The sequence below is a fragment of the Rhodopila sp. genome (assembly GCF_965277165.1).
In the GTDB taxonomy this organism is placed as follows: domain Bacteria; phylum Pseudomonadota; class Alphaproteobacteria; order Acetobacterales; family Acetobacteraceae; genus Rhodopila.
This window is the reverse complement of record NZ_CBDICE010000006.1, coordinates 2,802,026-2,813,977: the sequence shown is the minus strand read 5'-3', so window position 1 is coordinate 2,813,977 and position 11,952 is coordinate 2,802,026. Positions and strand designations below refer to the sequence as shown.

The window sequence follows — 11,952 nt, the reverse complement described above, 5'->3', positions numbered from 1 at the left end:
GGGTTGGGCACGTCGCGTTCGGACAACGGCGGGCGATGGTAGGCGTGGAAGGAATCGAACCCCCTCTTCTGCCATGTTGAGGCAGCGCTCTGCCAATGAGCTACACGCCTTCCGGCGCCATCGGGATGGCCGCCGCGACCCGTGGGGACGCGCTAAGCGCAACCGGCGAGGTTTCCGATCGGCTGTGACGGCTTCGTTATGATCAATCAATGCAAACATCCGAACAACCGCCGGCGGATCAGATTGCTACTTCGGATTGTTATCAACCGTGATAGCCTGCCCTTGATAGCAGGTTCCACGACAATCACAAGGATATTGTCTAACCGCGACGAAATTGCATGCACATTCCGCGGGATTTCAGAATTCGCCGAGCGAAGCCGAATATATCAGTATATATCAATTGACACGCATTATACCGATCTGCAACGTTCTTGTTAGGTATCGGCCTTGTGTGCGGTCGGTCCGTTGGTTTTGTCTTTGAGCAATCTGTCATTACAGCGCCAAAAGCGACTCCGCGAGGACTTGTGGTTGCGGCTTGTGGTTTGCGCGGTGCCGCACCGGCGCCGGCGATGACGGCGGTGCGGGGATTGAAAGGAACGTCTGGATGCAGCGCACAGCGGCGCATCGTTCGCCTCTCCCGGTGGCCGGGTTGTCGAACCGCGAGCGGCGCGGGCTGGCGCTGCTGGCTCCCGCGGCGCCACGGCGAAGCCATCTTGGTCGGATTGACCCGGACCGGCTGACCGCGGAAGATTTTTGCTCCGGCCAGGGCTTGACGCCCGGGGCGGCGTCAAGGGCGATAAAACGGCTGCTCGACGGGGTGATCGGCGGTTGCCTGCTGGTCGGGCTGCTGCCACTGCTGGTGATGGCCGCGATGGCGATCAGGCTTGACAGTCGCGGCCCGGTGTTCGATTGCCAGCCTCGTGTCGGGTGGCTGGACCGGCCGTTCACCCTGTTGCGGTTCCGCTGCATGACCACCGATCTGGCCACTGGCTTCGACCGGCGGCGGGCTAGAGAGGCCCGCGTCACCCGGGTTGGCGGTTTCCTCCGCGCCAGCGGGATCGAGGCATTGCCGCAATTGATAAATCTGGTTCGCGGCGATGTCAGCCTGGTCGGACCCCGTCCGGAACGGCCGCATGTGGTGGGACAGATGGCGCGCGCGATCCGGCTGTATCACCAGCGCCACGATGTCCGGCCGGGCCTGACCGGCTGGGCGGAGGTCAATCTAGGCGCTGGCGGATCGGTCGAGGACGCGCGCAAGCGGCTCGCCTACGACCTGTACTATGTGAAGCACCACGGCCTGATGCTGGACCTGGTTACCATGCTGGCGACGATTTGCATCGGGCTGTCGCGTCGGGGCGGCGGTTGATCGCGGTCACGGAGCGATGACCGGCGCGGGCGGATGACCTTGCAGCTTCCGACGATCCTGATTCTGTATGGCGCCTGCGCCGTGGTCTACGGCGCCCTGGCGGCGCTGATCCTGGCGCGCCCGCCTCTAAGCCGCAGCGCGGGCTGGCTGGCGTTCGCCTGCGCGGTGACCGCGCTATGGGCAGCCGGATTTGCCGTAGCCTGGTCGGGCGCCGATTGGCCAGCCTGGATCGGGCGCGTCGTTTCTTGGCTGGAGATCGGCCGCCTGGTCGCCTGGTACGGGTTCGTTTTTCACCTCTATCGCCGGGCGGTGGGATCGGGGCAGCAGGTGTCCAGTGCCTTCAGGACGATGGGGCTGCTGGGGTTGCTGATTTTCGCGGTGGCGCCACTGCTCGACTGGCTCGGCGCGTCTGGGGCGGCCAGCCTGCTGTCGCTGGGTACCGCGACCAGGATCGGGCTGGCGGTGGCAAACCTGCTGATTCTGGAGAACCTGTATTTCAACACGCCGGCCGAGACACGCTGGCACATCAACCTGCTCTGCGTCGGGCTCGGCGCGGTGTTCGGCTATGACCTGCTGCTGTATGCCGATGCCGTGCTGTTCCACCGGCTGTCATTCGGCCTGGTCGAGGCGCGCGCTCCGGCGGTCATGCTGGCGGCGCCGCTGATCGCGCTGGCCTCGATCCGCGACCGGCGCTGGAAGATCGACATCCATCTCTCCCGCGATGTGGTGTTCCACAGCTTCAGCCTGATCGCCAGCGGCATATTCCTGCTGGCGATCGCGCTGACCGGGGAGATGGTGCGCGGCGGCGGGTCGGAATGGGGCCGGGTCGCCGAGACGTCTTTGATCTTCGGTGCCATCCTGGCGGTGGCGGTGATGCTGACGTCGGGTACGGCGCGATCGCGCATCCGATCGATTGTGGTGGAGAATTTCTTCACTCATCGCTACGACTATCGCCGCGAGTGGATGCGCTGCATCGACGCGCTGACCGCGCCGGACGCGTTCATCGCGCTACACAAACGAGCAATCCGGGCCGCGGCCGAGGTGGTGGACAGTCCGGCCGGCGCGCTGTTCGTGCGGCCGCCGCAGGACGTCGCCTTCGGCTGGGCGGGGTCGTGGAACATGCCGGCGGTGACGGCGGCGATTCCGCCGGGCCATCCGCTGGTGGCCTGCTTCAGGAATGGCGACTGGATCGTCCGGCTGGAGGAACATGCCGGGTCGGCTGGCTGGCTGGCGGAATTGCCAAGGTGCTGGCTGGTCCTGCCGCTTAGTCATTTCGGCAAATTAATCGGATTCGTTGTGCTGGCGCGATCACGGGCGCAGTTCAAGCTGGACCGCGAGGCGTACGACCTGCTACGCGTGATCGGGCGTGAAATCGCCAGCCGTGTAGCGGAACAGCGTGCCATGCAGGTGCTGACCCAGACGCAACAGCTTCGCGAATACAGCCAGCGTTTCGCTTTCGTTATCCACGATATCAAGAACGTGTCGGGCCAGTTGTCCATGCTGCTGACCAATGCCGAGGTTCACGCCGACAATCCCGCCTTCCAACGCGACATGCTGGCGACGGTGCGGGCCTCGGTCGGCAAGATCACCCGGCTGTTGTCCAGGCTGCAGGTCGAGCGACAGGAGCGCAGCCACGCCCTGATCACGCCGGCCGACCGGTTGCGCGACTTGATCGAGGCCTGCCGGATGACCCGGCAGCGCGAGATCGTGTTTGCCGATCGCAGCGAGGGAGCCGGTGCGGCGATTGATCCGGATGCGTTCGATGCGGTGGTCACTCACCTGTTGAACAATGCCGCCGAGGCGTCCGATCCGGGCGCGGCGGTAACGGTCGATCTGCGGCTGGAAGCCAGCCGGGTGGTTGTCGACATTGTCGATCGCGGCCCTGGGATGGCAGCGGAATTCGTCCGCGACGAGCTGTTTCGTCCGCTGCGCAGCAGCAAGGCCGACGGTCATGGCATCGGCGCCTACCAGGCGCGCGAGTTGTTGCGCGATGCCGGCGGCGACCTTCTGGTGCTGACCCGCCCGCTGGTTGGCACCACGATGCGGATCATGCTGCCGCTGGTGCAGCACGGTGTCGCTGAACCGCCGCGTGATCATGCGCCGGCCGATTTTCAGCCCGAGGCGGCATGTTGAAAACGTTTTTTCCGAAGCACGATCGGTTTGCCGCGCTGTACTCGATCGCGGTTCCGGGCGCCGACCTCTGACAGGAAGTCTTCATGTCGAAACCAAAACTGCTGATCGTCGAGGATGATGAGGGGCTGTGCTCCCAGTACCGGTGGGCGTTTCCGGCCTGCGACGTGTTGCTGGCGCATGCCAGGGCACAGGCGGTGGCGCTGGTCAAGCGCGATATCCCTCCGGTCGCCATCATGGACCTTGGCCTGCCGCCCGATCCGGACGGGGTCAGTGAAGGTTTCGCCACGCTGTCGGAGGTGCTGCGGATCGCGCCGCAGACCAAGGTGATCGTCGTCACCGGCAATGGCGAGCGCCAGCACGCGCTGCGCGCGGTCGCCACCGGGGCCTATGATTTCTGCGAAAAACCGGTTGCGATCGAAGTGCTGCGCACGATCATCGATCGCGGCCTGAACCTGCATCGGCTGGAGGACGAGAACCGCCGCCTGCTGGCCGCGCCGGCGCGATCGCCGATCGAACGCATTGTCAGCGCCAACCCCGGCATGCTGAAGGTGTGCCGCGATATCGAGAAGATCGCCACTACCAACGTTCCGGTATTGCTGCTGGGCGAGAGCGGCACCGGCAAGGAGGCGCTGGCGCGCGCGGTGCACGACCTGGGGCCTCGCGCCGCGCAGCCGTTCGTCGCCATCAACTGCGGCGCGATTCCGGAAAACCTGCTGGAAAGCGAATTGTTCGGCCACGAGCGCGGCGCTTTCACTGGGGCGGTAAAGCAGACCATCGGCAAGATCGAGAGCGCGCATAAGGGCACGCTGTTCCTCGACGAGATCGGTGACCTGCCGCATCCGCTGCAGGTCAAGCTGCTGCGCTTCCTGCAGGACCAGATCGTCGAGCGCATCGGCGGGCGGCAGAAAATCCAGGTCGATGTGCGCATCGTGTCGGCGACCAATGCCAACCTGGAAGACAAGATCAGCCAGGGGGTGTTTCGAGGCGACCTGCTGTATCGGATGAACGCCTTCACCATTCGCATTCCGCCGCTGCGCGAGCGGGGCAGCGACATCATGCTGCTGGCGAACTTTTTCATGAACCGCTTCAACCAGGAATTCGGCCGCAGCTTCCGCGGCTTCACCGAACATGCCACGCACGCGATGAACGGTCATGAATGGCCCGGCAACGTGCGGGAACTGGAGAACCGGCTGAAGCGTGCCGTGGTGATGGCCGAACGGCGGCTGATCGATGCCGTCGATCTGGAGCTGGCGGTCCCGGGCGCGGAACTGCCGGACCTCGATATCCGCGGCGCTCGGCTGCGAGCCGAGCGCGAAGTCATTCAAGAGGCGTTGCTTCGCAGCAATAATACGCTGGCGGTGGCGGCGCGGCTGTTGGGCATCAGCCGGCCGACCCTATACGGGCTGCTCGACGTCCACGGGCTGGGGCATGGGCTTGAGGCGATCAGCGCCGATGTCGGCGAAACGACTGTGCAATGCGATCAGGGGTAAGACGGATGCGTTACAGATCTCTCGGCGGGATGATGATCGGCGCCTGGGTCGGCCTATTGCCGATCGCGGCGCACGCGGACTATCTGTTGGACGCCAAGGCGGCGTTGAAAAAGGGCGATCTGAAGACCGCCCAGATCGAGCTGCGCAATGCCGTGCGTGGCGACCCGCAGAACGCCGAGGCACATTACTGGCTGGGCCGGGTCAGCCTGGAACTGGGCGACAACGTTGCCGCCGAACGCGAGGCGATCGCGGCGCGCGACCGCGGCTTCGACCCCCGGCAGAGCGTGCCGCTGTTGGGGCGGGTGCTGTTGGCGCAGGGCAAATACGACGACCTGCTGGCCAGGTTGAAGCCGGACGGCAAGGACAAGCGGCTGGATGCCGCGATCCTGGTGGCGCGCGGCTACGCCGAAATCGGCTTGAAACGCCCCGACGAAGCGGCGGCGTCGTTTACCGCGGCCGAGCGGGACGCTCCGGAAGCGGTGGAGCCGTTGCTGGCTGACGCCAGGCTGGCGATCGGACGCGGCGACCTGGCCGGGGCCGCGGCGAAGATCGATCAGGCGATCGCGGCGCAACCGAAATCAGTGGACGCGCTGCTGGCCAAGGCAGAGGTGCTACGGCTGAAGGGCGACGTTCCGGGCGGCATTGCCGTGCTGGATGGGCTGATCAGCGACCAGCCGGGCGTGCTGGCGGCGCATCTGACCCGCGCCCAGTTCGAACTGGCGGCGGGCAAGAACGACGCTGCCAGAACCGATATCGGCACGGTGCTGAAGGCTCAGCCGGGCAACGTGCAGGCGATCTATCTGCTGGCGATCACCGATGCGCAGACCGGCAAGTTCCAGGCCGCCGACGCCGACCTGGAGCAGCTCTCGCGCGTTGCCGACCGCCTGCCGCGCTATTACTTCGTGCAGGCCATGGTGAAGGCTCGGCTTGGTCAGAACGAGCAGGCAGAGCAAGCGGCCGGCAAGTATCTGGCGCGGGCACCGAACGATCTGGCGGCGTATAAGCTGTTGGCCAGGATCCAGTTGGCCAAGCAGCGGCCAGACCAGGCGGCGGAGACGCTGAGCAGGATCGCCGACTCCGGCAAGGGCGACGCCGAGGTTTACGACATGCTGGGCAGCGCCTATGCGGCCACCGGGCGGGGCACCGATGCGATCGCGGCGTTCCGGAAGGCCGAGGCGCTGGCGCCCAACGATGTCGGGGTGCAGACCCGGATGGCGTCGGTGCGCTTGGGCATGGGCGATCCCGACGCCGCGGTGGGCGACCTTGAGCACACTCTGAAATTGGCGCCCAAGGCGCCGGCGGTGGGAGAGGCGCTGTTTTTCGCCGCGCTGGCCACCGGCGACAACGCGAAGGCGGCCGACGCGCTGGCGAAAATTCGCGCCGCGGAGGGGGATACCGCCTCGGTCGGCAACCTGGATGGGTTGCTGAAGCTTTCCGAGATCGACTTTCCGGGGGCCAAGGCGGTGTTCTCCGCTCTGGTGCGGAAATACCCGAACTTCGGCCCAGCCAAGATCAACCTCGCCCGGCTCGACATGATGATGGGCGACAAGGCGACGGGCGAGGCGTTGCTGAGCGATGTGCTGGCGGCGCAGCCGACCGTGCAACCGGCGTTGTCGATGCTGACCTCGGCCTATGTGCAGTCGAACCGGCTGGCGGACGCGATCGCCTTGCTGCAGCGGGCGCACGCGGCCGCCCCGACCTCGACGCCGGTGACCGTGGCGCTGGGCGAGGTCTACATCCGGGCCGGTTCGGCGCAGAAGGCGTTGGACCTCGCGGCGGCGCAAACCGGCGGCAATGCCGACGCGGTCAATATCGTGGGCCTGAAGGCCGCGGCCTATTTGGCGCTGGGAAGCAAGAAAGAGGCGCGTGACAGCCTGCGGGAAATCCTCAAGCTCAATCCCGGGGCGGTCGGGGCCCGGCGTGAACTTGTCGCGCTGCTGGTGGAGGCTGGTGAATTCGAAGGTGCGCGCAGCATCGTCAGCGCCGGGATCGCCGCCAATCCGGGCAATTATCAGCTCTATCAGGACTATGTATTGGTCGATCTGAAGTCCGGCGGGGTCGCGGCGGCGTTGGCCACCGCCGATCGGCTGCGGTCGGAGAACCAGGACTTCCCGGCGCTCAACGCGCTGCGCGGTGATATCTATCTGGCGGCCAACCGGCCGGCCGATGCGGTGACGGCGTATACGCAGGCCAACAACGCGGCGCCCTCCGGCCTGCTGGTTGGCCGGCTGGCGGCAACCTTGCTGCGTTCGGGGCGGGGGCCGGACGCCGAGGCGCTGTTGCACGATTGGCTGGGCAAGCACGGCGACGACATGGCGGCGACCGAACAGGCCTCGGAGGTGGCGATCGCCACCGGCCAATACGACAAAGCGACAAAGTACCTGGAAACGCTGCTGCAGCGGAAGCCGCACGATCCGGTGGGGTTGAACAACCTGGCCTGGGTGTACCAGCAACAGGGCAATGAGGTGAAGGCTCGGAGCCTCGCGCGGCAGGCCTACGTGCTGGCACCCAGCCCGACGACCGCCGACACACTGGGCTGGATCATGACCATGTCGGGCGACGCGCAAGGCGGCGTGGCGCTGCTGCGCCAGGCCAGCACGGGCGGGTCGGATCCACGCATCCGCTACCACTATGCGGTGGCGCTGAAGGACACCGGCAACGCCCTGGAAGCCAAAAAGCAACTCGAACGCGTGGTCGAAAACAAGGGTTCGTTCAAGGAGAAGGACGACGCCCAAAAGATGCTGAATGACATGGCGAAGGGAACCTGACGCCTGATGAGGCATACGCGGCGGCGGCGGCGGGCGTCGGCATGAGGCCGCTGCGGCTGCTGACCTTCTCCACCCTGTTTCCGCACGCGGCCAGGCCGAACCATGGGATCTTCGTGGAGAACCGGCTGCGTCACCTGTTGGCGAGCGGCCACGCCAGCAGCACCGTGCTGGCGCCGGTGCCGTGGTTCCCCAGCCGATGGAAGGGCTTCGGCGACTGGGCGTTGAACGCCGCGGCACCGGACGTGGAGGTGCGGCACGAGATCTCGATCCGCCACCCAAGGTTTCCGGCGATCCCGAAGCTGGGCATGGCGGCGGCACCGTGGCTGCTGTATCGGGCGATGGTGCCGCAGGTGGCGCGCCTGCTGGCGTCGGGCCATCGCTTCGACCTGATCGATGCGCACTACGTCTATCCCGACGGTGTGGCCGCCACCTGGCTGGGGCGGCGCTTCGGGCTGCCGGTGGTGATGACGGCGCGCGGCACAGACGTGAACCTGATCCCGCGCTACCGCCTGCCTCGGCGGATGATCGAGGCGGCGATCCGCGACGCTGCGGCGCTGATCGCGGTCAGCGCCGCGCTGAAGGCGGTGCTGGTCGAGCTTGGCGCGCCCGAGGACAAGGTGACGGTGCTGCGCAACGGGGTGGAAACCGAGTTGTTTCGTCCGCCCGAGGATCGCGCCGCGGTGCGTGCGGCGTTGGAGTTGACCGGGCCGACGCTGATCTCGGTCGGCGCGCTGATCGAGCGCAAGGGTCATCACCGCACGATCGAGGCGATGCTGCGGCTGCCCGGCTTCGCGCTGATGATCGTCGGCGAGGGGCCGGAGCGAGCGCGGCTGGCGGGGTTGATCGCCCAATGCGATCTGGGGCATCGGGTGCGGCTGCTCGGGACCAGGCCGCATCGTGCGTTGGCGGAGCTTTACGGCGCGGCGGATGCCTCGGTGCTGGCGTCATCGCGTGAGGGTTGGGCGAATGTGCTGCTGGAATCGATGGCCTGCGGCACGCCGGTGGTCGCCGCCGATATCTGGGGCAACCCCGAGGTGGTTCGGGCGCCTGCGGCGGGGCTGATCTACCAGCCGAATACGCCGGATGGGATCGCCGCCGGGGTGGTCCGGCTGTTTGCCGCGCTGCCCGAGCGGGCGGCCACGCGGGCGTATGCCGAACCGTTCAGTTGGGATGAGACGACCGCCGGCCAGTTGGCGCTGTTCAGGCGCGTGGTTGGCGGAGCGCGGGTCGGCTGATCGCTCGCTACTGTGTGATTGGTTAAGCTGTCGCCAACGCCCCAGCCGGCGGGTTCAGGCCATTTTCAGGCTGCCGACGATCGTGCTCTATGCCTTGGGTGAATCCACGGAGCGTCGTCGATGTCCGCCTCTGTCATGGCGCAGCCGGGCGAACCATGGTTGGAGCTGCCGGGCGGGTTTCCGCCGGACACGGTGGGGTTTGCCGTGCGGACCACGCTGGCGCTGATGCTGGCGTACTATTTCTGTTTCTGGATCCAGCTCTCCAGCGCCTCGACCGCCGGCGTCTGCGTGGCGATCGTGGCCCAGCCGCAGTTTGGCGGCACGATGTCCAAGGCGGTGTATTGCGTGGCCGGCACGTTGATCGGGGGCGTGGCCGCGGTGATCGTGACGGCGCTGTTCGCCCAGGATCGCAGCATGATGCTGATCGTGTTCACGCTGTGGCTGGCGGGCTGCAGTTTCGTCGCCTCGCTGCTGAAGGATTTTCGCGCCTACGGCGCCACGCTGGCGGGCTACACGTTGGCGATTGTCTCGATCACCGACATCGACATGCCGCAGGCCGTGTTCCTGACCGCGCTGGACCGGATCGCGGCGATCCTGGTCGGGGTTTGCAGCCTGGCGCTGGTGAATGGGCTGTTCGGGCGGGCCGATGCGTGGCAGGCGCTGACCAAGCAGTTGCGGCAGTTGATCGCTGAGAAAACCGAACGGGTGATCGGGGCGTTGCGCGGCGAGGCGACGACCGAGTCGGTTGTCGACGAGGCGCAGTGGGCGACGGCGGTGCTGGCGCTGCGCACGCAGGCGAGCTTTGTCGCCGGTGAACTGCCGGCCGGGCGGATTCGCGCGGCGGGGGCGCGCCGCGCGATCGCGGGTTTGCTTGGGATGGCAGCCGCCAGCCAGGCGATCAAGGCCGGACTGGCGCGGGCGGAGCCGGATGCAACGGTGCGGCTGGCGATCGAGCGGACGATCGAGGCGCTGGGCAATCCCTCAGCCGGCAATCCGCGTCTCGATCTGTTGGCAGACGGGTCGGCGGAGCTTGGACAGGTGTTCCTGCTGGAGCGGTTGGACGACGTGGTGGCGCAGCATCGCTTCGCGCAGGACGGGCTGGGCGCGCTGACCGATGGGCGGGCGCCGCTGCGGCGGGTGCGGTTGCCCAGCCAGCCGGATCTGGTTGGCGCCGCGCTGAATGCGACGCGCACCGCGATCGTGGTGGGGCTGGCGGCGTTGTTCTGCATCTATGGCAATTGGAGCGGGGCGACGTTCCTGCTGGTGCAGCTCTCCGCCGTGGTGGCGCTGTTGGGGATGCAGCCCAATCCGACCCGGGCAGCAGTTCTATTCGGTGCGCAGTTCCCGCTGGCGATCGTTGCCGGCGGATTAGTGGAATTCCTGCTGTTGCCGCAGGCCGGCGATTTTGTGCTGTTCGTGCTGGCGGTGGCGCCGTTCGCGTTGATTTCCTGCGTGCTGGCGCGTCATCCCAGCCTGGGCGCGGGCGCGGGCACCGGGATGTTGATCTGGTACGTCCTGATGCTGGCCCCGGCAAATCCGCCGACATACGACCTTACGTCGTTCTTCAATATCGCGCTGGAGATGGTGGGATCGGTACTGGCGGTGATCGTGGGGTTCGCGGTGATCCTGCCGGTTTCGCCGCCGCGTCGGCTGGGTCGGGTGATGCACGCCGCGTTGCGCGACGTGCGCCGGACATGGCGCCGGCGGCGTCGGCTTGATCGGGTGCGGATGCTGTCGTTGCAATACGACAGGCTTGCCGCGGCACTGCTGTGGCTGGGGCGGCGGACGCCTGCCCGGCTCGGCCTGCTTTCGCGGATCCACGACCTGGGGGAGTTCAGCGCCGCGCTGAGCCGGACCGATGACGCACTTCAGGCCACCCTGCGCGATGCCCCGGCCCTGGCCGGCGAGGTGGCGACCGCCAGGGCCGCGCTGTTGCGGCCATCGACCGCGGCACTGCATGCCGCCGGGGCTGCCTTGCTGGCCGCCGCGCGAGCGCCTGGGTCGGGTGTGGCCATCGCCTCGCCCGACGCGCCTGGGGTCTTGCCTGGCGCTTTGCACGCGGCATCGGGGTTGTATGGCGCGGCCCTGATCATGCCTCGGACGCGATGCCTGCTGCGTCTGGCGGGGCTGCCGGCGGGGTCCTGAAATGTGGAAAGAGACCGACATCGGCGGCGTCTTCATGGCACCGATCCTGGCCTATATGCTGGTCGCGCTGATCATCTATCTGCTGTTGCGCCCGATCCTGGTGTGGCTGCGCTTCGCGCGCTGGTCCTGGCACACACCGCTTGCCGAGACAGGGCTGTATATCTGCATCCTGTCGCTTTTGCTCATGTTGTTCTGAGGCGAATAGTCGCATGTTGAAGGCGGGTCGACGCGGTATTAGGTAGCAGTCGCCACCACAGGATAGAGGCGCGGCGCCGTGGCTTAGCCTACCATATGTGGCATGTCGAATTCATTTGTAATCAGCGGCTTGGTCGAGAAGCGCGCGGAGTTATCAGGTCTCATCACAGACCTGGAAGAGCGCACGCACCAAGCCCGCGCGGACATGGCGCACATAGACGCGGCGTTGAAGCTCTTCGATCCGGATTCAGTCCCGCAGAACATAAGGCCAAAGGCTCCCGCTGCGGCGCGCTCCGGGTTCTTCGCCAACGGTGAGATATCCCGCCGCTGCCGTGAGGCTGTCAGGCGAGCCAATGGTGATCCCATTTCAGCCGAGGATATCGTCCGGTGGACCATGTCGGAGAAGGGGCTTGACCCGGAGGACGCCAAAATCCGTTACAACATGATCAAGCGGTTTCTCGGTGCGCTGCATCGGCTGCAAATGTCCGGCGCAATCGGCAAGATAGGGCACGGGCTGGGTGCGCGATGGACGCGGCGCCCTTGAGGATTGTTAAAGAAGACTCAATGATTTGAGTCTCTTAGTATTTACCTAACCCATTGACTCTAAAACGGTTTTCCTT

At 66.3% G+C, this 11,952-nt stretch carries 8 protein-coding genes and 1 tRNA gene; 8 read left to right on the top strand and 1 reads right to left on the bottom strand.

All coding sequences use genetic code 11. From position 1 onward, the window contains the following. Positions 1–36 precede the first annotated feature (36 nt). Positions 37–110: transfer RNA gene (locus tag ACQY4Y_RS25110), tRNA-Val, on the bottom strand. A gap of 494 nt (positions 111–604) precedes the next feature. Here ACQY4Y_RS25110 and ACQY4Y_RS25105 point away from each other — a divergent pair. From ACQY4Y_RS25105 to ACQY4Y_RS25070, 8 genes are all read left to right on the top strand, one after another. After that, positions 605–1,366 (top strand): sugar transferase, encoded by a 762-nt coding sequence (locus ACQY4Y_RS25105; protein ID WP_428493284.1) that lies wholly within the window; start codon positions 605–607, stop codon positions 1,364–1,366. 33 nt (positions 1,367–1,399) lie between these two features. Continuing rightward, positions 1,400–3,499: an XrtA/PEP-CTERM system histidine kinase PrsK gene (gene prsK / locus ACQY4Y_RS25100; protein ID WP_428493283.1), complete on the top strand. Its 2,100-nt coding sequence runs from the start codon at positions 1,400–1,402 to the stop codon at positions 3,497–3,499. Between the two features lie 83 nt (positions 3,500–3,582). After that, on the top strand, positions 3,583–4,989 hold the full coding sequence (gene prsR / locus ACQY4Y_RS25095) for a PEP-CTERM-box response regulator transcription factor (protein WP_428493282.1): 1,407 nt from the start codon (positions 3,583–3,585) through the stop codon (positions 4,987–4,989). A gap of 5 nt (positions 4,990–4,994) precedes the next feature. Continuing rightward, positions 4,995–7,757, top strand: coding sequence for an XrtA/PEP-CTERM system TPR-repeat protein PrsT (prsT, locus tag ACQY4Y_RS25090; protein WP_428493281.1), 2,763 nt, complete (start codon positions 4,995–4,997; stop codon positions 7,755–7,757). Between the two features lie 41 nt (positions 7,758–7,798). After that, positions 7,799–8,992: a glycosyltransferase gene (locus ACQY4Y_RS25085; RefSeq protein ID WP_428493280.1), complete on the top strand. Its 1,194-nt coding sequence runs from the start codon at positions 7,799–7,801 to the stop codon at positions 8,990–8,992. A gap of 120 nt (positions 8,993–9,112) precedes the next feature. After that, positions 9,113–11,137 (top strand): FUSC family protein, encoded by a 2,025-nt coding sequence (locus tag ACQY4Y_RS25080; RefSeq protein ID WP_428493279.1) that lies wholly within the window; start codon positions 9,113–9,115, stop codon positions 11,135–11,137. A 1-nt stretch (position 11,138) separates the two neighbouring features. After that, positions 11,139–11,333: a DUF1656 domain-containing protein gene (locus ACQY4Y_RS25075; protein WP_428493278.1), complete on the top strand. Its 195-nt coding sequence runs from the start codon at positions 11,139–11,141 to the stop codon at positions 11,331–11,333. 102 nt (positions 11,334–11,435) lie between these two features. After that, positions 11,436–11,876: a hypothetical protein gene (locus tag ACQY4Y_RS25070; protein ID WP_428491809.1), complete on the top strand. Its 441-nt coding sequence runs from the start codon at positions 11,436–11,438 to the stop codon at positions 11,874–11,876. Positions 11,877–11,952: the final 76 nt, after the last annotated feature.